Source organism: Acinetobacter sp. LipI_15, from assembly GCF_058242865.1.
Genome location: NZ_JBZAYN010000001.1, coordinates 626910 through 649092, shown reverse-complemented (window position 1 = coordinate 649092; position 22183 = coordinate 626910). Strand labels below are relative to the sequence as shown.

Annotated in this window: 14 protein-coding genes, 8 tRNA genes and 3 rRNA genes; 6 read left to right on the top strand and 19 right to left on the bottom strand. The window is 43.2% G+C overall.

Annotated features, from left to right (window positions below; genetic code table 11):
* Positions 1-247 precede the first annotated feature (247 nt).
* From rrf to AC4CU0_RS03115, 5 genes are all read right to left on the bottom strand, one after another.
* Positions 248-362, bottom strand: a 5S ribosomal RNA gene (gene rrf / locus AC4CU0_RS03135).
* Between the two features lie 190 nt (positions 363-552).
* Positions 553-3446: ribosomal RNA gene (locus AC4CU0_RS03130) — 23S ribosomal RNA — on the bottom strand.
* A 457-nt stretch (positions 3447-3903) separates the two neighbouring features.
* Positions 3904-3979: transfer RNA gene (locus tag AC4CU0_RS03125), tRNA-Ala, on the bottom strand.
* Between the two features lie 71 nt (positions 3980-4050).
* Positions 4051-4127 (bottom strand) — tRNA-Ile (locus AC4CU0_RS03120).
* 61 nt (positions 4128-4188) lie between these two features.
* Positions 4189-5727 (bottom strand): 16S ribosomal RNA (locus AC4CU0_RS03115).
* The 16S, 23S and 5S rRNA genes sit together here with 2 tRNA genes alongside, the layout of an rRNA operon.
* 522 nt (positions 5728-6249) lie before the next feature.
* Here AC4CU0_RS03115 and yfiR point away from each other — a divergent pair.
* Genes yfiR through yfiB form a run of 3 tightly spaced genes read left to right on the top strand, consistent with a single transcriptional unit; the run spans position 6250 to position 8452 of the window.
* Positions 6250-6750 carry a regulatory sequestration protein YfiR gene (gene yfiR, locus AC4CU0_RS03110; protein ID WP_180035852.1) on the top strand — a complete coding sequence of 167 codons (501 nt, stop codon included), beginning with the start codon at positions 6250-6252 and terminating at the stop codon, positions 6748-6750.
* The gene (gene dgcN, locus AC4CU0_RS03105; RefSeq protein WP_490742444.1) at positions 6747-7964 is read left to right on the top strand and encodes a diguanylate cyclase DgcN/YfiN; all 1218 of its coding nucleotides are present in this window, start codon (positions 6747-6749) and stop codon (positions 7962-7964) included. The genes yfiR and dgcN overlap by 4 nt, the downstream gene beginning before the upstream one ends.
* 8 nt (positions 7965-7972) lie before the next feature.
* A complete protein-coding gene (gene yfiB / locus AC4CU0_RS03100) occupies positions 7973-8452 on the top strand; it encodes an outer membrane lipoprotein YfiB (RefSeq protein WP_078191210.1) in 480 nt (159 codons plus the stop codon).
* 114 nt (positions 8453-8566) lie between these two features.
* Here yfiB and AC4CU0_RS03095 read toward each other — a convergent pair.
* From AC4CU0_RS03095 to secA, 10 genes are all read right to left on the bottom strand, one after another.
* Positions 8567-8643: transfer RNA gene (locus AC4CU0_RS03095), tRNA-Pro, on the bottom strand.
* A 17-nt stretch (positions 8644-8660) separates the two neighbouring features.
* Positions 8661-8736: transfer RNA gene (locus tag AC4CU0_RS03090), tRNA-His, on the bottom strand.
* Between the two features lie 105 nt (positions 8737-8841).
* Positions 8842-8918 (bottom strand) — tRNA-Pro (locus AC4CU0_RS03085).
* A gap of 3 nt (positions 8919-8921) precedes the next feature.
* Positions 8922-8997, bottom strand: a tRNA-His gene (locus AC4CU0_RS03080).
* A 44-nt stretch (positions 8998-9041) separates the two neighbouring features.
* Positions 9042-9118 (bottom strand) — tRNA-Arg (locus AC4CU0_RS03075).
* A 45-nt stretch (positions 9119-9163) separates the two neighbouring features.
* Positions 9164-9240 (bottom strand) — tRNA-Pro (locus AC4CU0_RS03070).
* A gap of 154 nt (positions 9241-9394) precedes the next feature.
* The gene (nadA, locus tag AC4CU0_RS03065) at positions 9395-10462 is read right to left on the bottom strand and encodes a quinolinate synthase NadA (protein ID WP_180022394.1); all 1068 of its coding nucleotides are present in this window, start codon (positions 10460-10462) and stop codon (positions 9395-9397) included.
* A 150-nt stretch (positions 10463-10612) separates the two neighbouring features.
* The gene (gene argJ, locus AC4CU0_RS03060) at positions 10613-11833 is read right to left on the bottom strand and encodes a bifunctional glutamate N-acetyltransferase/amino-acid acetyltransferase ArgJ (RefSeq protein WP_490742443.1); all 1221 of its coding nucleotides are present in this window, start codon (positions 11831-11833) and stop codon (positions 10613-10615) included.
* A 160-nt stretch (positions 11834-11993) separates the two neighbouring features.
* Positions 11994-12350, bottom strand: a complete 357-nt coding sequence (locus AC4CU0_RS03055) for a hypothetical protein (protein ID WP_490742442.1) — start codon at positions 12348-12350, stop codon at positions 11994-11996.
* Between the two features lie 144 nt (positions 12351-12494).
* Positions 12495-15218 (bottom strand): preprotein translocase subunit SecA, encoded by a 2724-nt coding sequence (gene secA / locus AC4CU0_RS03050; RefSeq protein WP_490742441.1) that lies wholly within the window; start codon positions 15216-15218, stop codon positions 12495-12497.
* Between the two features lie 337 nt (positions 15219-15555).
* On the opposite strand from secA, the gene AC4CU0_RS03045 reads away from it, so the two are divergent.
* The 3 genes from AC4CU0_RS03045 to AC4CU0_RS03035 all read left to right on the top strand — a co-directional run bounded on the left by AC4CU0_RS03045 (position 15556) and on the right by AC4CU0_RS03035 (position 17904).
* Complete coding sequence (locus AC4CU0_RS03045; protein ID WP_490742440.1) at positions 15556-16191, top strand: peroxiredoxin; 636 nt, start codon at positions 15556-15558, stop codon at positions 16189-16191.
* 302 nt (positions 16192-16493) lie between these two features.
* On the top strand, positions 16494-17321 hold the full coding sequence (locus AC4CU0_RS03040) for an MBL fold metallo-hydrolase (RefSeq protein ID WP_490742439.1): 828 nt from the start codon (positions 16494-16496) through the stop codon (positions 17319-17321).
* A complete protein-coding gene (locus tag AC4CU0_RS03035; RefSeq protein ID WP_490742438.1) occupies positions 17311-17904 on the top strand; it encodes a dual specificity protein phosphatase family protein in 594 nt (197 codons plus the stop codon). The genes AC4CU0_RS03040 and AC4CU0_RS03035 overlap by 11 nt, the downstream gene beginning before the upstream one ends.
* A gap of 20 nt (positions 17905-17924) precedes the next feature.
* On the opposite strand, the gene AC4CU0_RS03030 is transcribed toward AC4CU0_RS03035, so the two are convergent.
* From AC4CU0_RS03030 to trpA, 4 genes are read right to left on the bottom strand one after another with little or no spacing between them, the layout of a single operon-like run.
* Complete coding sequence (locus AC4CU0_RS03030) at positions 17925-18902, bottom strand: SPOR domain-containing protein (RefSeq protein WP_078191218.1); 978 nt, start codon at positions 18900-18902, stop codon at positions 17925-17927.
* Positions 18899-20182: a bifunctional tetrahydrofolate synthase/dihydrofolate synthase gene (gene folC / locus AC4CU0_RS03025; RefSeq protein WP_180009058.1), complete on the bottom strand. Its 1284-nt coding sequence runs from the start codon at positions 20180-20182 to the stop codon at positions 18899-18901. Before folC ends, AC4CU0_RS03030 begins: the two co-directional genes overlap by 4 nt.
* Positions 20179-21075 (bottom strand): acetyl-CoA carboxylase, carboxyltransferase subunit beta, encoded by an 897-nt coding sequence (gene accD / locus AC4CU0_RS03020; RefSeq protein ID WP_078194132.1) that lies wholly within the window; start codon positions 21073-21075, stop codon positions 20179-20181. The genes folC and accD overlap by 4 nt, the downstream gene beginning before the upstream one ends.
* Positions 21072-21875 (bottom strand): tryptophan synthase subunit alpha, encoded by an 804-nt coding sequence (gene trpA, locus AC4CU0_RS03015; protein ID WP_078191221.1) that lies wholly within the window; start codon positions 21873-21875, stop codon positions 21072-21074. The genes accD and trpA overlap by 4 nt, the downstream gene beginning before the upstream one ends.
* Between the last annotated feature and the right edge of the window lie 308 nt (positions 21876-22183).

The following is a 22183-nucleotide window of genomic DNA, read 5'->3' as shown; positions in this document are numbered from 1 at the left end:
TATGCCGTTTTATTTTTTATAGCATAGTTTCGAAGAGAACGCCCGATTTTTTGTCTTTTTTAGACTCATTATTCAGCTAATTCATTCTTCTATTAGGAACAATTCGCCTTATAAATTAACTATATAATTAGATTTCTTATTCATTTTATTCCGGCTGTCACTGTATTTTTTGTTTTTCATTGTTCTTATTATTTTTCCCCGCATAAAAAAACACCCCCTGACGTATCAGGGGATGTTTCGAATAATGAGCTGGCGATGACTTACTCTCACATGGGTAACCCCACACTACCATCAGCGCTAAGAGGTTTCACTTCTGAGTTCGGGAAGGGATCAGGTGGTTCACTCTTGCTATTGTCGCCAGCACAACTGTTATGGATACTTGCTTAGTCTAATCTCAGAGCAGTGCTCTTCGTGCTAAGTTTTCTACCAAATGAGTTATTAACAGATCATATCTGAGTTGCAGTATTTTGTTCTTAAGCGTTAACTAAATCAAGTTATTTTGCTTAATATCGAATCAATTGAGCTTTTATACAACAACTGTTTGGGTGTTGTATAGTCAAGCCTCACGAGCAATTAGTATTGGTCAGCTTCATGCGTCACCGCACTTCCACATCCAACCTATCAACGTCGTAGTCTTCAACGGCTCTTTAGTGGACATAAAGTCCAAGGGAAATCTTATCTTGAGGTAGGCTTCCCGCTTAGATGCTTTCAGCGGTTATCCCTTCCGAACATAGCTACCCGGCGATGCGACTGGCGTCACAACCGGTACACCAGAGGTTCGTCCACTCTGGTCCTCTCGTACTAGGAGCAGATCCTCTCAAATTTCCAGCGCCCACGGTAGATAGGGACCGAACTGTCTCACGACGTTCTAAACCCAGCTCGCGTACCTCTTTAAATGGCGAACAGCCATACCCTTGGGACCTGCTTCAGCCCCAGGATGAGATGAGCCGACATCGAGGTGCCAAACACCGCCGTCGATATGAACTCTTGGGCGGTATCAGCCTGTTATCCCCAGAGTACCTTTTATCCGTTGAGCGATGGCCCTTCCATACAGAACCACCGGATCACTAAGACCTACTTTCGTACCTGCTCGACTTGTGGGTCTCGCAGTTAAGCGCGCTTTTGCCTTTATACTCTACGCGTGATTTCCGACCACGCTGAGCGCACCTTCGTACTCCTCCGTTACTCTTTAGGAGGAGACCGCCCCAGTCAAACTACCCACCAGACATGGTCCTCGCTCCAGATCATGGAGCAGAGTTAGAACCTCAATATTACCAGGGTGGTATTTCAAGATTGGCTCCACCGAAACTAGCGTCTCGGTTTCAAAGCCTCCCACCTATCCTACACAAGTAAGATCAAAGTTCAATGTCAAGCTGCAGTAAAGGTTCACGGGGTCTTTCCGTCTAGCCGCGGGTACACCGCATCTTCACGGCGATTTCGATTTCACTGAGCCTCTGCTGGAGACAGCGCCCCCATCATTATGCCATTCGTGCAGGTCGGAACTTACCCGACAAGGAATTTCGCTACCTTAGGACCGTTATAGTTACGGCCGCCGTTTACTGGGGCTTCGATCAAGAGCTTCGCTTACGCTAACCCCATCAATTAACCTTCCAGCACCGGGCAGGCATCACACCCTATACGTCCACTTTCGTGTTTGCAGAGTGCTATGTTTTTAATAAACAGTTGCAGGGGCCTGGTTTCTGTGGCTGCTCTCAGCTCAGGAAGCAAGTTCCATCACCAAAAGCAGCGTACCTTCTCCCGAAGTTACGGTACCATTTTGCCTAGTTCCTTCAGCAGAGTTCTCTCAAGCGCTTTGGTCTACTCGACCTGACCACCTGTGTCGGTTTCGGGTACGATTCCAGTGTAACTGAAGCTTAGAGACTTTTCCTGGAAGTATGGTATCAGCCACTTCACTGTACAAGTACAGCTTGCTGTCAGATCTCAGCATAGAGTACCCCGGATTTGCCTAAGATACATGCCTACTTCCTTTCACCTGGACAACCAACGCCAGGCTGACTTAACCTTCTCCGTCCTCTCATCGCATTACACTGAAGTATTGGAATATTAACCAATTTCCCATCGACTACGCCTCTCGGCCTCGCCTTAGGGGTCGACTCACCCAGCCCCGATTAACGTTGGACTGGAACCCTTGGTCTTTCAGCGAACGGGTTTTTCACCCGTTTTGTCGTTACTCACGTCAGCATTCGCACTTCTGATACCTCCAGCAGACTTCTCAATCCACCTTCATCGGCTTACAGAACGCTCCCCTACCACTTACACTAATGTGTAAATCCGCAGCTTCGGCATATAGTTTTAGCCCCGTTACATCTTCCGCGCAGGCCGACTCGACTAGTGAGCTATTACGCTTTCTTTAAAGGGTGGCTGCTTCTAAGCCAACCTCCTAGCTGTCTATGCCTTCCCACATCGTTTCCCACTTAACTATAATTTTGGGGCCTTAGCTGGCGGTCTGGATTGTTTTCCTCTTGACTACGGACGTTAGCACCCGCAGTCTGTCTCCCGGATAGTACTCATTGGTATTCGGAGTTTGCATCGGTTTGGTAAGTCGGGATGACCCCCTAGCCGAAACAGTGCTCTACCCCCAATGGTATTCGTCCGAGGCGCTACCTAAATAGCTTTCGGGGAGAACCAGCTATCACCGAGTTTGATTAGCCTTTCACCCCTATCCACAAGTCATCCCCTGGCTTTTCAACGACAGTGGGTTCGGTCCTCCAGTTAGTGTTACCCAACCTTCAACCTGCTCATGGATAGATCACCCGGTTTCGGGTCTACACCCAGCAACTAAACGCCCTATTAAGACTCGATTTCTCTACGGCTCCCCTAATCGGTTAACCTTGCTACTGAATGTAAGTCGCTGACCCATTATACAAAAGGTACGCAGTCACCAAACAAGTTGGCTCCCACTGCTTGTATGCATGCGGTTTCAGGATCTATTTCACTCCCCTCACAGGGGTTCTTTTCGCCTTTCCCTCACGGTACTGGTTCACTATCGGTCAGTCAGGAGTATTTAGCCTTGGAGGATGGTCCCCCCATATTCAGACAAGGTTTCACGTGCCTCGCCCTACTCGACATCATTATCTAAGCCCTTTCGCGTACAGGACTATCACCTACTATGGTCGCACTTCCCAGAGCGTTCCACTAAAGCTTAGATAACTTAATGGGCTTTTCCCCGTTCGCTCGCCGCTACTGAGGGAATCTCAATTGATTTCTTTTCCTAAGGGTACTGAGATGTTTCACTTCCCCTCGTTCGCCTCATAAACCTATGTATTCAGTTTATGATACCCGCCTTATAGCGGGTGGGTTTCCCCATTCAGAAATCTCCGGATCACAGGATATTTGCCGCCTCCCCGGAGCTTATCGCAGGCTATTACGTCTTTCATCGCCTCTGACTGCCAAGGCATCCACCACATGCACTTAATTACTTGACTATACAACCCCAAACAGTCGCTAATACATACAAGTTGTATTTCGCGTCGCAAACTTAATTGCCACAGTTAGAGTCTCGTGAACTTAATCACTGTACAGCTTCAATTAGATTCATATACCAAAACGCTTGATTCAGTTAATTTCGCTAGTAACTCATTTCATTCAACTTTCACAATTGCTTGTTAGGTTAAATCAAACGAGTATGAACAAATTATTTCAACTCAAATATATTCTGTTAATGATTTTTCCAGCCTTCGTCAGGTCAGGAAACTGTGATAAATCACAGAGCTTAATAACAATGAAGCGAATCATACGCCACTTTGTTGCTAAGCTCTATAACCTAAACACTTGATCGCTTAAGGACTAAACAACTTCAACACTGCATGATCACATACTGCGCGAAGCGTAGCTTCTTGCTTAAATTTCAAGTAAAAGCGTTGCTTTTATAATCTTGAAATTTGGTGGAGACTAGGAGAGTCGAACTCCTGACCTCCTGCGTGCAAAGCAGGCGCTCTACCAACTAAGCTAAGTCCCCAGCTTATCAATAAGTCAATGTTTCTGATTCTCTGTTTGCTTCCGTATTTTATTCAAATACTTCGTCAGTAGTGGTGGGTCTGACAAGACTTGAACTTGTGACCCCACGCTTATCAAGCGTGTGCTCTAACCAACTGAGCTACAGACCCTCAGATACATCGTCATGAAGAACAACTTGTTGTGGATTCTTACCAATCGTCAATCTTTCGTTAAGGAGGTGATCCAGCCGCAGGTTCCCCTACGGCTACCTTGTTACGACTTCACCCCAGTCATCGGCCACACCGTGGTAAGCGTCCTCCTTACGGTTAGACTACCTACTTCTGGTGCAACAAACTCCCATGGTGTGACGGGCGGTGTGTACAAGGCCCGGGAACGTATTCACCGCGGCATTCTGATCCGCGATTACTAGCGATTCCGACTTCATGGAGTCGAGTTGCAGACTCCAATCCGGACTACGATCGGCTTTTTGAGATTAGCATCTCCTCGCGGAGTAGCAACCCTTTGTACCGACCATTGTAGCACGTGTGTAGCCCTGGTCGTAAGGGCCATGATGACTTGACGTCGTCCCCGCCTTCCTCCAGTTTGTCACTGGCAGTATCCTTAAAGTTCCCGGCTTAACCCGATGGCAAATAAGGAAAAGGGTTGCGCTCGTTGCGGGACTTAACCCAACATCTCACGACACGAGCTGACGACAGCCATGCAGCACCTGTATGTAAGTTCCCGAAGGCACCAATCCATCTCTGGAAAGTTCTTACTATGTCAAGACCAGGTAAGGTTCTTCGCGTTGCATCGAATTAAACCACATGCTCCACCGCTTGTGCGGGCCCCCGTCAATTCATTTGAGTTTTAGTCTTGCGACCGTACTCCCCAGGCGGTCTACTTATCGCGTTAGCTGCGCCACTAAAGCCTCAAAGGCCCCAACGGCTAGTAGACATCGTTTACGGCATGGACTACCAGGGTATCTAATCCTGTTTGCTCCCCATGCTTTCGTGCCTCAGCGTCAGTATTAGGCCAGATGGCTGCCTTCGCCATCGGTATTCCTCCAGATCTCTACGCATTTCACCGCTACACCTGGAATTCTACCATCCTCTCCCATACTCTAGCTTCCCAGTATCGAATGCAATTCCCAAGTTAAGCTCGGGGATTTCACATCCGACTTAAAAAGCCGCCTACGCACGCTTTACGCCCAGTAAATCCGATTAACGCTCGCACCCTCTGTATTACCGCGGCTGCTGGCACAGAGTTAGCCGGTGCTTATTCTGCGAGTAACGTCCACTATCTCTAGGTATTAACCAAAGTAGCCTCCTCCTCGCTTAAAGTGCTTTACAACCAAAAGGCCTTCTTCACACACGCGGCATGGCTGGATCAGGGTTCCCCCCATTGTCCAATATTCCCCACTGCTGCCTCCCGTAGGAGTCTGGGCCGTGTCTCAGTCCCAGTGTGGCGGATCATCCTCTCAGACCCGCTACAGATCGTCGCCTTGGTAGGCCTTTACCCCACCAACTAGCTAATCCGACTTAGGCTCATCTATTAGCGCAAGGTCCGAAGATCCCCTGCTTTCTCCCGTAGGACGTATGCGGTATTAGCATCCCTTTCGAAATGTTGTCCCCCACTAATAGGCAGATTCCTAAGCATTACTCACCCGTCCGCCGCTAGAAATCGGTAGCAAGCTACCTATTCCCGCTCGACTTGCATGTGTTAAGCCTGCCGCCAGCGTTCAATCTGAGCCATGATCAAACTCTTCAGTTTAAAATCAATAGTACATATAGTGTACCAATCTTGGCTCATCAATTACTGACAAAAATTTGCTCAAATAAACTTCGAGTAATTTCTACCATTAATCAATGAAAATAATTTCGATCGATCAATCAGTAAAAATCCACACAAGTTGTTCTTCATAATCTCTTAATGATCTTCTTGCTGGTTCGCCACCAGCAAGCTAGGTCGGCTATATTACTCTTTATTTCTAAAGAGTCAACCAGTAATTCAAATTATTTTTAAACTTTCTTTCTAAAACTCAACTTAATCAATTCAACCAAGTCATTGTTTTATCAGAAGTTTTAATCTTCATCACCACCGATGGATGTGCATTCTACAGCATTTATGATCCAACGCAACACCTTTTTTATGATTTATTTTACGCATGTCGCTTTTTTAAACACATAAACATTCTTTTGTATTATTATTGGGCTATATACACCCTATTTCATATAATAAAACGTATATACACCCAATTTTCATTCCATTTAATTTAAGAATTATTGATTTCGTATGGTTGTTTTTAAAAAAACTGCCTATTTAATAATGGCGTGCTCCATTTCACCCATATTATATGCAGCTCCCACAGCAAATATTTTCACAACCACTTTCTCTATATTGAGTTATGCCAAGTGGGAAACCACTTCACCCAAATTTTGTGTGATTAATAATTCAAGTTTAGTCAATGATTTTAAAAAACTTGCGCCAACCCACAGCACTTATAAAATTACAGCCATCAATGTGAATGACATCAAATCTAGTCATTGCCAAGTTTTATTTTTTTCCAATCTATCAGCAAAAGAAGAACAAAGTATTTTAAACAACCATGTTAATTTCCCCGCCCTCTCTCTAAGTAGTAACAATAGTGAGTGTGAGTCTGGCAGTGCATTTTGTTTGTATAAAAAAAATCAGAGTTATTCGTTTAAAATTAATATGGAAAGCTTAACGCAGTCACAAATACATATTGATCCACGCGTTTTATTACTGGCGAAGTCATCGGAGTCAGCTGAATGAAACAACTCTATAACCCAATTACATTACACCAATTATTTACGCGTTCGCAGCTCACTATCTTCGCTTTAACTTTTACGATTTGTTCTGCGATTTTTTTGGTTATTTCCACTTATACTATGCATACCTATGCAAAAAACAGCTTAACGATTTTATCAAATGCGATAAACGAACGTGTTCAACCCGCTGTGGTGTTTAATGACCAAACAACGATGCGTCAAATTTTAAATGAATACACTCAACTGTATCCCATTCGATCGATTGAAATTACCAACCATCAAAATGCGTCGCTTGCTCATGCTGAGCAAAAAGAAATTTCAACATTCTCTAGCCAAGCGATTTTAGATTATTTCTTTTTTAGCCAACCGATTCGTTTAGATATTCATCATGATCAGAAAAGTTACGGCGAACTGGTCGTATATGGAAACTCTTCAGATTTAGTTAGTTTCTTCCATAAAATTTTGCTGGGCTTGTTTTTAGGTTTTATTCTTTTATTGGCTACTGTGTTTTGGTCGGTGAATTCTGTTTATCAATACTTAATGCAATCTGTTCGCTCTATTGTTGAATCAGCCCAAACCATTAGCATTAAGAAAGATTATAAAATGCGGGTTTCAAACTCTGATATTCAAGAATTACACGCACTCAGTACCGCCTTTAATGGTTTACTTAGTGAAATTGAACAGTCAAATAAAAACTTGATTTCAGAAAATGACAAGCTAATTCATCTAGCACGTCATGATGCATTAACCCAATTGCCAAATCGTAATTATTTTTATGAAAAGCTGTTTGAGCTATTTGACTTAAAAGCGAACACTGCTGTGTTCTTTGTCGATATTGAAAACTTTAAACATGTGAATGACCAATATGGACACTTAGCTGGTGATGCAGTACTACGCGCCTCATCACATTGTTTAAAACAAGCACTACCAGATAATGCTTTCGTTGCGCGACTCGGTGGTGACGAATTTGCAATTATTATCAATCATTTAAATTTCCTGACAGAACTCGAAGTCTTTTGTCACAAAATACATGAATGCTATGGTTCCACATTTGTTTATGAGCAACATAATATTGCATTACAAGCTAATATTGGTGTAGCACTGATCCAAAATGCGAAATCGCCAGAAGATCTAATCGCAGATGCGGATCGCGCGATGTATGATGCTAAACTTTCGAATAATCATTGGTGCATTGCACCACAACGCCCCAACTCATAGGATTTGCTATGTTAAAGAACGCATTTAAAGTTTTATTTATACTTGCATTCACGGCCACTATGACAGCCTGCATGAGTTTAGGTAACTTAAGCTACAAACAAGCACGCATGCTTAAAAAAGAAGGTTTTGTCTTGACCAACGATGGTTGGACACTTGCCCTACCAGAACGTCTTTTATTTGGTTTTGATGATTATCAAATTCAACCTCACCAACAAGGCAAGTTAAATACACTTGCCACTCAACTGATTAAATATGACCTGAATAAAATTAAGTTTATTGGTCATACGGATAATGTTGGACAAGCCAATTACAACCAACAACTGTCAGAAAAACGTGCGCAAAGCGTCGCAAACGTCTTTTTAAAGCAAGGTTATAACAGTTCAAATATTCAAATTATTGGCCGTGGTGCTGAACAGCCGATGGTCTCTAATGACACCGAAACAAATCGTGCCATCAACCGTCGTGTAAATGTCACGATCATTCCCTAAATAGCGGAATTTAGAAAAGCCACCTTATGGTGGCTTTTTTATTTTTTATAAATTTCAGGCATAAAAAAACCGCTAAATGCGGCATCTTTTTCATAGCATTACTTTTGAGATAAATGGTCGGAGCAGTAGGATTCGAACCTACGACCCCCTGGTCCCAAACCAGGTGCACTACCAGGCTGTGCTATGCTCCGCTTTCAACTTTAAAAGTTGGGGTGAATGATGGGATTCGAACCCACGACAACCGGAATCACAATCCGGGGCTCTACCAACTGAGCTACATCCACCATCATGTTCTTGCTTGTGAATAACCAATATAACGCATTTTAAATTACAGGCATAAAAAAACCGCTGTATGCGGTATCTTTTATCGACCGTTTTCTTTAAGAAAATGGTCGGAGCAGTAGGATTCGAACCTACGACCCCCTGGTCCCAAACCAGGTGCACTACCAGGCTGTGCTATGCTCCGAATTGGGGTGAATGATGGGATTCGAACCCACGACAACCGGAATCACAATCCGGGGCTCTACCAACTGAGCTACATCCACCATCACAACAAGTTTCAGATTCTAGTATCAGAACACCATTAAAATGGCGCGCCTGACAGGATTCGAACCTGTGACCATCCGCTTAGAAGGCGGATGCTCTATCCAACTGAGCTACAGGCGCATTACCGATGACATAGACTATCACGCGATTTTTGCCTTGAGAAATTGGTCGGAGCAGTAGGATTCGAACCTACGACCCCCTGGTCCCAAACCAGGTGCACTACCAGGCTGTGCTATGCTCCGTTTCATCTCAGCTTTCGCTGTATCGCATATCGTGCGGTACGGTGTGCATTCTAGGCGTGACGTTGATTAACGTCAACACCTATCTTCAAAAAAACATAAAAAATCATTTCAAGCGATTATTTATCAAGCACTTTAATCATTTTTCAAGCAAAAATTAACGTTTTAAACTGGCACTGAAATTCAACATCCGATCTAAAGGCAATTTAGCACGTTCAGCCAATGCCGGATCTACAAAAATTTCCTGATCGCCTTTTTGTAAAACTTCGAGAATGCCATCTAATTCATTCATCGCCATCCAAGGGCAATGCGCACATGAACGACAAGTCGCTCCCTCACCTGCCGTCGGTGCTTCGATGAGAATTTTATTCGGCACAGCTTGCTGCATTTTATAAAAAATACCGCGATCTGTTGCCACGATTAAACGTTCGTGTGGCAAGGTTTGTGCAGCCTTGATCAATTGCGAGGTGCTACCGACGGCATCTGCAATATCCACCACAGATTCTGGTGACTCTGGATGTACCAAAACTGCTGCATCAGGATACAGCGCTTTCATATTGGCAATACCACGTGCACGGAACTCTTCATGGACAATACATGCCCCATCCCATAGCAACATGTCTGCACCGGTTTTCTTTTGAATATAGCGACCGAGATGCTGATCGGGTGCCCAAATAATTTTTTCACCTAAACTATCTAAATGCTCAACAATTTCAACAGCACAGCTCGAGGTTACCACCCAATCTGCACGCGCTTTCACTGCCGCCGAGGTATTGGCATATACCACAACCGTATGATCCGGATGTGCATCACAAAATTTGGTAAATTCATCGACCGGACAGCCCAAATCAAGTGAACATGTTGCCTCTAGAGTAGGCATCAGTACGGTTTTTTCAGGAGATAAAATCTTTGAGGTCTCCCCCATGAATTTCACCCCCGCAACCACCAACGTCGTTGCTTCATGATCCCGACCAAAACGTGCCATTTCAAGTGAATCCGAAACGCATCCACCGGTCAGTTCTGCTAGTTCCTGCACTTCAGGATCACAGTAATAGTGTGCAACAAGGACAGCGTTACGTTTTTTGAGTTCCGCTTTAATTAATTCAAACTTTTCAAGCTTTGCAACTTCCGTTAAGTGATGCTCTTTAACATCGCCCAAACGATCCAAATGCGCTTGTACAATTGATTTTGCTTCATTTGCAATTAAGTTGTTTGCATTATTCATCACAACGTCTTCTCTATCCTTAATGCCTGTTACTACACAGGTGCTTCACAACTGACCCATAAATATGGCACTTGGCTATTTTTTACCGGTCATTAAAAAGTTCCACTTATAAAAAAGCCTCACAACGGAGGCTTTTCAAAAACATCAAATTTATGAACGGTAATCTGCGTTAATCTTAACATAGTCATACGACAGGTCACAGGTATACACAGTATCTCGCGCACTGCCACGTCCTAAATCTACACGGATCGTGATCTCAGATTTCTCCATCTCTGCAGCCCCTGCTGCTTCGGTATAATCTGATGCGGCACCACCGTCTTTACAGATTTGAACATCACCTAACCAGACCTGAATTTTTTCAACATCTAAGTTTGGCACACCTGCATAACCAATAGCTGCCAAAATACGGCCCCAGTTTGGATCTGATGCGAAGATTGCAGTTTTAACCAACGGTGAATGTGCAATGCTATAAGCAATATCACAACATTCTTGAGTATCTGCGCCGCCTTCTACCGCCACAGTAATAAACTTCGTCGCACCTTCACCATCACGGACAATGAGCTGTGCAAGACGTTTCATTACACGTGTTAACACGTCTAAAACAGCAGCATAACGTGAATCTGATTCTGAAGTAATTTCTACGCCACCAGCTTGGCCCGTTGCAATCAAAATACATGAGTCATTCGTTGAGGTATCACCATCCACCGTAATACGGTTAAACGACAGGTTAACTGTGGTTTTCAAAAGCTGTTGCACCAGCTCACGGCTAATGGGTGCATCAGTTGCCACATAACTCAACATGGTCGCCATATTTGGACGAATCATGCCTGCGCCTTTAGAAATACCTGTCATGGTATACAGGACGCCATCTAACTCAAATTGTTCAGATGCACCTTTAGGTGTGGTATCTGTGGTCATAATGCCCGTTGCCGCTTCCAACCAAGCGTCTTCTTGCAAACTGTCTAATGCCGGTTGCAAGCCTTGAACCAAACGATCAATAGGTAATTGCTCGCCAATTACACCCGTTGAAAAAGGAAGGACTTCTGTATTTTGAACACCAGCCAGTTCTGCCAGTTTCGCACATGTCGCTTCAGCATTTGCCATGCCAATTTTGCCAGTACCTGCATTGGCATTTCCGGTGTTAATCACTAAATAACGTGGATTACCTGCTAATAAGTGCGCTTTAGAAATATGCACCGGTGCTGCACAAAATGCATTTTGAGTAAAAACGCCTGCGACATTAGAACCTTCAGCAAATTCAAAAATGACAAGGTCACGTCGGTTCTGATAGCGCACATATGCTTCAGCCGAACCGATTTTTACACCTTTCACCACATGCATCTGTGGCATAGATACGTCACCAACTGCCATTTTTCAACGTCCAACTATATGAGTTATAAAAAATACAGCTTAGTGCAAAATCTATAAAAAATCGAGCAGAAGCACGGTTTTGCTGTAATTTTATTGTGGATTTCTTTTGCACATAAAAAAACCAGTCTTTCGACTGGTCTTTATCGCTGTTCGTCGTAAATTAGTTACGCGCAAGCTGAGTTGCTTCATCAAGAAGCACTTGTTTCGCTTTTTGTTGACTCACAGCAGAAAGGGCTGGGTTTTCAGCCACAATACGGTCAGCATTCGCCGCATTGGCTGCTGCAATTTTTGCAGTTTGCAATACGATTGGACGATTTGGATTGGCAAAGGTATAACGAATACCCGTACGCGGGCTTGCTACAGTCACTTGACCGTCAGTACCAATCTGTACTTGAGTTGTTGTTGGACCAACTGCTTGTTGAACTTTCTCTACAGAAGTCGTCTGAGGAGCGTTTGCAAAGGTAAAAGTTGGCAAAGCCAAAGCAGCAATCATGAACGGTTTTAGTACTTTTTTCATTGTCTTTTCCGTCTTACGGTTATTGATAGAAACTAAATAACATTTAATCTACAGAACTGCAAATACTATTCAGGTCAGATTAGTAGTGTAAATAAAAAATCAGAGCGCGAAGGCTCTGATTTATTTGAAATTAAAAAATGCTGTTTAGATTTTACCGTGACATTGTTTATATTTTAGACCTGAACCACATGGGCAAGGCGAGTTACGACTTTCTGGCGGAACAATCACTTGCTCTGCAGGTGTGTATTGCGCATCGATAACATCATTACCATTGGCTTCAGCCAACAAATTATCAAAGTCATTGTGTGACAATTGAAGATTCATTGATTCAGCTTGAGCCTGTTTTTGAGCTTCCATTTCTGCAAGCTCTTCGGCTGTAGGCACATGAATGCGAGATAAATCTGTCACGACATCTGACTTAATCACAGCAAGCATGTTTACAAATAAGTTAAAGGCTTCTTTTTTGTATTCTTGCTCAGGATTTTTCTGCGCATAACCACGTAAATGAATCCCTTGACGTAAGTAATCCATTGCTGCCAAATGCTCTTTCCAATGGCGGTCCAATGAATTCAACATAAAGTGACGTTCGAGCATTGCAGCCGTTTCGTCACCCATTTGCGTACGACGTGAACGGTAGTGCTGAAGAACTTCATCAGTAATACGTTCAACCAAAGCTTCTTCATCCAAACGACGATCTTGCTCTAACCACTGCGAAATTGGCAGTTCAATCGATAGATCTTCACGTAGCACCTTTTCAAGACCTTCTATATCCCACTGATCGTGAATAGACTCAGGTGGAATATATACTTCGATCATGCCTTTAGTCACATCCTGAATCATTGTTTCGATGTAATCTTGTAAAGACGGTTCAACAAGAATTTCATCACGTTGCGAGTAAATAATCTTACGTTGCTCGTTGTTTACGTCATCGTATTTCAATAGATTTTTACGAATATCGAAGTTACGTGCTTCAACTTTACGTTGTGCATTTTCAATCGAGCGTGACACCATTTTATGCTCAATGGCTTCATCTTCTTTCAGACCCATGGCACGCATCATTGCAACTACGCGATCACCTGCGAAGATACGCATCAAGTCATCTTCAAGCGACAAGTAGAAACGTGATACACCTGGGTCACCTTGACGGCCCGCACGACCACGTAACTGGTTATCGATACGACGAGATTCATGACGTTCTGAACCAATGATGTGTAAACCACCAGAGTTCAGCACCATTTCATGATTTTGTTCCCACTCTGCTTTCAAACGTACTTCGTCTGCTTCAGTCGGTTCTTCAATCTTCGCCAGCAACGCTTTCCAGTTACCACCTAACAGAATATCAGTACCACGACCAGCCATGTTAGTCGCAATGGTTACTGCACGAGGTGAACCCGCTTGCGCAATAATATCTGCTTCGCGCTCATGTTGTTTCGCATTAAGTACTTCATGTTGAATACCAGCTTCTTTCAGCTTATCTGATAAAATTTCAGAGGCTTCAATGGTTGCTGTACCAATCAGAATCGGCGCAACACCCGCTTCATGAACACGTTGAATTTCTTGAATGATGGCGTTGTATTTACCTTCACGGTTTAAATAGATTAAATCGTTTTGGTCATTACGAATCATCGGGCGATGGGTTGGAATCAGTACAACATCCAAGCCATAAATTTCTTTCATTTCTGCAGCTTCAGTATCTGCAGTACCCGTCATCCCTGATAATTTCTTGTAAAGACGGAAATAGTTCTGGAATGTTGTGGTTGCTAGTGTTTGGTTTTCAGGTTGAATTTCCAAACCTTCTTTTGCTTCCACTGCTTGATGCAAACCTTCTGACCAACGGCGACCCGGCATGGTACGACCAGTGTTTTCATCGACAATGATCACTTCACCTTCGTGGATGATGTAATGCACGTTGCGTTGGTATAGGTAATGCGCACGAATGGCCGCAGAAACATGGTGCACCAAGTTTAAATTAGCAGATGAATATAGACTTTCACCTTCAGCAAGCAAGCCCATTTGAATCAATTCAGCTTCAACAGTTTCATAACCGACTTCGGTCATTTCTACAGAGCGCTGTTTTTCGTCAATCCAGAAGTGACCACCATCTGGTACCTTCTCTTCTTTTTGTGCATGAAGTTTTGGTGGAATGCTGTTAATGGCAGCATACAACTGTGATGAGTCTTCTGATTGACCAGAAATGATCAAAGGTGTACGTGCCTCATCAATCAGGATCGAATCGACCTCATCGATGATGGCATAGGTTAAGCTGCGCTGTTTTTTCTCAGCAGCAGAAAAAACCATGTTGTCACGCAAGTAATCGAAACCGAATTCGTTGTTGGTACCGTAAGTAATGTCAGCACGATACGCTTGAGCTTTTTCAGTTGGGTCTTGCATTGAGTAAATAATCCCAATGCTTAAACCTAAAAATTCGAATAATGGACGGTTTAACTCAGCATCTCGCTGTGCGAGATAGTCATTCACCGTAATCACGTGAACACCTTCACCACTAATCGCATTGAGGTAACAAGCAAGCGTTCCCATGAGGGTTTTACCTTCACCGGTACGCATCTCTGCGATCTTACCTTCATGTAAAGTAATACCACCAATCAGCTGTACGTCATAATGACGCATGCCCATGACACGCTTCGCAGCTTCACGACAAACAGCAAACGCTTCAGGTAATAATTTATCAAGGCTGTCGCCTATTTTATAACGTTCTTTGAATTCTTCAGTTTTTGCAGATAAGTCTGCATCGCTTAGAACAGATATCGTCGGCTCGAGCGCATTAATCTTCTCTACGATTTTACGCATGCGTTTGAGTTCGCGCTCATTTTTGGTACCGAAGATTCCTCCGATCAGACTTGCCAACATGAATAGACTCTCTAAATCTTGCTTGTCAAATGAATATATTTTCTTAGTCGTTATTATGGTGCTAGAAATTCGAAGTACAAGGGTTTTGCACAAAAATCCCCTTAAATATTCTGCGCTCGGGTTCTAGCCCCGGAGACTTAAGGCAAGCTAATGTAACAAATTTTCTGCAGACAACATAGTGACTCTGTCGTGAGATATTTCGCATTTATCCCCCAATAAAACTGTTTTATATGAAATATATTCATAAAGAAATGAAAAAACACTATTTTTAATCATAAAAAAAATCCTTCATATTTATTTTTGAGTTAAACAAATTCAATAAATACGGGGATATTCCATGACGATTCGTTTAGGTGATACTGCACCAGACTTTACTCAAGACTCAAGCGAAGGCAGCATTCATTTTTATGACTTTTTAGGTGACAGTTGGGGCATTTTATTTTCGCATCCTGCCGATTACACCCCAGTCTGCACCACAGAACTTGGATTTACCGCAAAACTAAAAGATGAATTTAGCAAACGTGGTGTCAAGGCCATTGCCCTATCTGTTGATGATGTTGAGTCGCATCATGGTTGGATTAATGACATTAATAATACTCAAAATACCACGGTGAACTTCCCGATCATTGCAGACAAAGACCGTAAAGTGTCTACCCTTTATGATTTCATTCACCCCAATGCCAGCGAAACATTAACTGTTCGCTCTTTGGTGATCATCGATCCACATAAAAAAGTCCGTTTAATCATTACTTATCCTGCATCTACAGGGCGTAACTTCCATGAAATTTTACGTGTCATTGACTCTTTGCAACTGACAGACAACCATAAAGTTGCAACACCGGCTAACTGGCAACAAGGTGAAGATGTGGTGATTATGCCGTCATTAAAAGATGAAGCGGAAATCAAACAACGCTTTCCTCAAGGGTATAACGCAGTTACACCTTACCTTCGTTTAACGCCTCAACCTAAGTGAGGATAAAACGGAGCATTACGCTGTCCGAGCGCAAGATAAGAGGCTCTGCGGCGAGTGACCAATCGAAGGGTGAATTTTTACTATTATTAATCGCAGCACCTGAACCAACTAAGGGTCATAACCATAGTTACTTATAGTTACTATGGTTTTCACCTCAGAATCAATTACGAGCCCGTTCTGGCAGTTTCCAACCCGCTCATCTTCGGATGAGCTTTTTTTTGATTACAAATTCCTCTCAGGGATTAGATTGGTTAAACATCACAATTCCTTTATAACTAATAAAAACTTGAAAATAACAAACCGTGATTCATCAAATTCATCATTTACATTGTGGTAGTTTTTGTCCAACGTGTGCCCCTTTATTTGGACAGAAAGGCTTTCGCGCACATTTGGTCTGTCATTGCCTGCTCATTGAAACCGATAAAGGGCTCGTCTTAGTCGATACAGGACTGGGCTTACAAGATTATTTGCATCCACAAAATCGTTTAGGTCGGTTTATTTCACGCACAGCGCAGATCAAATTTAATCCGCAACTGAGTGCGACTCATCAAATTCAAAAATTAGGCTTTAAGGCTCAAGATGTTCAACACATTTTGTTGTCACACTTAGATTTTGATCATGCTGGCGGGATCTCTGATTTTCCGCAGGCGACCGTGCATGTGCTAGCCAGTGAATATAACGCCACTCAAAATCTTCACAGCCTTAAATCACGACTGCGCTATCGACCACAGCAATTCCAACTGCATCGTTATTGGAATTTTATCGAAAGCATCGGGACGCAAGCATGGTTTAACTTAGAACACACTGCCGGTCTGTCTATTTTTCAAGATGACATTTTAATGCTTCCACTTTTGGGACATACCGCGGGTCATGCCGGTATTGCGATTAAAAATAACCAGCGCTGGTTGTTATATTGTGGCGATGCTTATTACTCACAGCATCAATTAAATCCAAATTTTCATTCGCGGGCCTTAAATCAGCTTGAGCGTTTATTTGCCACCGACAATACACAGCGACTGCACACACTTCATAAGATTCAGCAGTTAGCGCAGCATCCGGACATCGATCTCATCTGCGCACATGACCCTTTCGAACTCGCTCGATATCAGAACACAAACTATGACCGCTAAAATCCTGCCAATGATCCTACTCAGTGCTAGCTTCACGGGTTGCATGACATCAAATCCATTACCGTTAAATGAACGTCCTCAGCATTGGGGGAAAGTCGTTCATCAACAGCATAATTTTTATCAAATCAGCCCAACGCTATTTCGCAGTGAACAACCTGATACAGATCTCGCCCCTTTTCTACGAGAACAGCAAATCGATGTGATCATAAATTTACGTTCACGGCACCATGACCCAGAACGCTTAAAAAATGCTATTGATATGCAAAAGATTAAATTTGTACATATTCCGATACACACATGGCAAATCGATCGTGAAGATTTACTGGCAGTGATGAAAACCATAAAAGAAGCTGAACAACAGCAGCAAAAAGTGTTAATCCATTGCTACCACGGCTCAGACCGTACAGGCGTGAGTGTGGCCATGTACCGTATTATTTTTCAGCATTGGTCCATTGAGGAAGCAAAACGTGAAATGAAACAAGGTGGCTATGGCTTCCACCCTATTTGGAAAAATATTGACCGATTATTCAGTCCTGAAAATGTAAAATGGATTCAGCAGCAACTACTGAATCCATCTTATTAAAGGTAAATCCTCATATAAACTTAGCGTTTATCGAGAGGTACCCAATCAATCACCCAAGCCGATTTCATATTCAAACTTGCATCTGAATTGATCTTTTTACGTGTTGCGTCCGCAGCATCACGGTCCTTCGAAGGACCGACCATAATACGAATGCCTTTAGATGTAGGACTCTTCGTCACTTTATAGCCTTTTGCACGTAATTTTGCAGCGACGGCATCTGCATTGGCTTCATTGGCTGCCAGAGCAACTTGTACCATCCATTGCTTATCGCCATTTTCCAACAGATCACGTGCTTTTTCAGCTTCAGCTTTTTTCTTGGCTTCGGCTTTACGCTTTTCTTCTGCCTTGTGTTTTTCTTCGGCTTTACGCTTTTCTTCAGCTTGTTGCTTCGCTTCGGCTGCTTTCTTATCTGCTGCTTTTTTCTCAGCTTCAGCATGTGCTTTACGTTCAGCTTCTTTTTGAGCATCCGCTTTACGTTTTGCTTCGGCTTTTTGTTTATCTGCTGCGATACGTGCCTGATCAGCCTTTTGCTGCGCCGACTGAGTCTCTAACTTTTTTTGAGCCGCCAACTTATCCTCAGCTAAACGCTTTTGCTTGGCTTTTTCATCTTCAACCAATTCGGGCGGAATATTATCCGAACTTTGTTGAGCTGAACGATGTGCGTTTAAAGCTGCATATTCTTCTGCTGCTTTACGTGCTGCATCAGCCTCCGCTTGTTGTTGCATCGCTAAAAATTCTGCTGCACGTGCTTCTTGCTCCGCAACCGATTTTTCACGGGTACGTCGTTGTTCTTCGAGCAATCGCTTTTCAGTTTCAACATCAACAGTCAATGATGACATTTTACCTGCCCCTTGACCTTGTTGCTCAACTTGAGCCATTTCAGGGGTTTGGCTTTGATTTTGATGTATTTCTTCTTTGCCTTTAAGTAAAAGTGCGGCCAGCAGTACACCACCACCTAATAAAACAACACCACCCATCCAGCGTTGTTTGTTATTCATTGACATTCTTCCAGATACTCCCATACCGCTTCTAAGGTATGAAATGAACCACATACCAGAATCAGCTGATTATTCTTTGTTTCTTCCAGCGCGGACTTAAAAGCTAATTGCACATTGTCATAATGTTCTACGACTTGATGCTGTAGTGCGCTATCCAATTGTGTGATAGATGCCGCACGTGGCACATTTAATTGTGCAATTTTCCACATTCTTACCGTATCTTTCAATAAGTTAACGACAGAATTTATGTCTTTATCAGTCAGCATGGAGAAAACGCTGATCACTTCTGTGTATTGTTTATTGTACTGGAGGAAATTTCGCAATTGCTTTAACAAAAATTCAACACCATGCGGGTTATGTCCCGCATCGAAAATCACCGTTTTTCCTGCAATTTCTCTAACTTCAAAACGGCCTTGTAACTTGGCATTATTAATCCCCTGAGCGATCGACTGCTGAGAGACCACCAAACCACTGGCCAATATTGCTGCTACAGCCGTAGAGATATTTTCGAGTGCCAAAGAACCCACGGGTAGTTTTAAGGTTGAACCTGATGAGGCAAACATCCAAGATTGTCCGTCATCACTGTACTGATAAAAATAATCACGATTGAGTACATGTAAAGCAGCTTGGCAATCTTCTGCTTTTTGACGAATGGCTTCAGGCAGTACTTGCTGTCCACCAAAAATCACGGGAATATTCGGACGAATAATCCCTGCTTTCTCAAAAGCAATTTTTTCAATGGTGTCGCCCAACCAATCGGTATGGTCTAAACCAATATTGGTAATCACTGCAACATCTGGATCGACGACATTGACCACATCAAGTCGACCACCTAGGCCTACTTCAAGTACCCATACATCGCAATGTTGCTGTTTAAAAATAACAAAAGCGGCCAAAGTGGTCGCTTCAAAAAAAGATAAACTTAATTCACATTCACGACGCGCCTGATCAACAGCTACAAAAGCATCAATCAGGGTTTGGTCAGCCACTTCAACACCTTGAAGCTTTACACGTTCATTGAATCGATAGATATGCGGTGATTGGTATAGCCCCACGTTATACCCTTGGGCATTTAAAATCGCAGCCAAAGTGGTCGTGGTTGAACCTTTACCGTTTGTTCCCGCGACCGTCAGCACTTTCGCATCAGGCTGGGTTACACCGAGTCGTTCCGCAACAGGAATCACCCGTTCCAGACCTAAATCAATACCCGTAACATGAACATGGCTCCAATAATCGAGCCATGTGTTTAAAGAATCAGTTGCAAGTGGTGCTGTGTTCAAGGCAAGTTCATCAATTTCGCTACAATACGATAAACTGTATCACGTAATGCATGACGGTGGACAATTTGATCGACTACACCATGATCAAGCAAGTATTCTGCACGTTGGAACGGTTCTTCCAATTTTTCACGTACAGTTTGCTCAATCACACGCTTACCAGCAAAACCAATCATGGCTTTCGGTTCAGCCAAGTGAACATCACCGAGCATTGCCAATGATGCAGTCACACCACCATAGACTGGATGTGTCAGCACCACTAGATAAGGCAAGCCTGCATCTTTCATTTTTTGGATGGCTGCAGAAGTACGCGCCATTTGCATTAAAGACAACATGCCCTCTTGCATACGCGCACCGCCTGAAGCAGCAAAACAGATTAATGGTTGTTGTGATTTAATCGCAAGTTCAGCAGCCTGAACAAAACGGTCACCGACAACAGTACCCATTGAACCGCCCATGAAATCAAATTCAAATGCGGTTGCAATCATTGGAATGCCTTTCAGCGTTCCTTGCATCGCCACTAAAGCTTCTGTTTCACCGGTTTTCTTCTGCGCTTCAGACATACGGTCTGGATACGCTTTGCTATCTACAAATTTAAGTGGATCTTTGGCTTTAAATTCTTGACCCAATTCTTTTTGTACTTGGTCAAAGAACCAGTTCAAACGATCACGTGCTTTCATTCGCAAGTGTTCATCACACTGTGGACAAACGTAGGCATTAAATGACATTGCAGTACGAGTCACAAGTGCATGACACTCAGGACATTCAATCGTCGGCTCAGTAAATGTCGCCTTTAATGCTTGCTGTTCATCAGGTACATGAATACCTGGTACCGCACGCTCTGTCCATGGCGTAGATGCGCTCAGAATTTTGCCTGTTTTTGCGTCTTGACTCATACTAACTCATCGAGCGCAGCTCGAAGCTCCTTCACTTTATTCACTGTTTCGATTACAGCTTGTTCTGGCGCTAAGTTTGCAAATTGTTTAACAAAAGCACTACCTACAATCACCGCATCTGCAGCAACACCCATGGCTTTCGCCGATGCTGCATCACTGATACCAAAGCCAACGCCGACAGGTACCTGAGTATACGATTTGATTTTTTGAATACGTGCCGCAGCTTCAGCAACGTCTAAAGTCGCTGCACCTGTCACACCTTTCAAAGAAACATAGTAGATAAATCCACTGGCTTGTTTCACCACATGCTGAATACGTTCATCAGTGGATGTTGGCGCAAGCAAGAAGATTTGATCCATGTCGTATTTTTTCAATACGGCATCTAGATCTTTTGCTTCTTCTGGTGGCAGATCCACCAAGAGCACGCCATCTACACCGCATTCATGTGCATAGGCAACAAACTTTTCATAGCCGATTACTTCAACGGGGTTTAAATAGCCCATCAGTACCACGGGTGTTTCTGTATCGTTTTTACGGAACTCTTTCACCATGTTCAAGGCATCTAGAGTATTGGTTCCTGCAGCAAGCGCACGCTCAGCGGCAAGTGCAATGACAGGGCCATCCGCCATTGGGTCTGAAAATGGAAGACCTAATTCGATCACATCCACACCTGCCTCAACCATTTGATGTAACAAAGGTACCGTTACTTGTGGATGAGGGTCACCAGCCATAACATAAGAAACCAAGGCCTTACGCTGTTGAGATTTAAGCGTTCCAAATCGAGTGGCTAAACGTGACATAGGGTTATACTTTCCTTGAATGAATCAAAACTATGATGTGGGTTTTGTCGAAATACAAGACATCGCATTGTAACGCTATTTTTTACCCATTGAACAGGGTATACAATCCTCAGTCGGCATTTCTCATGCAAACATAATTTTCCAGAACAACCCGAAAGCATCATTTACCGATATTTCAGTTTTTTTCACAATGATCAAAGATGCCTAATTTTAGGATCTGGCAAAATTATAAGGTTTTAGATTAACTTAATTTTATCATCAAAAAAATGTTAAAAATAACAGGCTTAGCATTTACATTTTAATTTTCC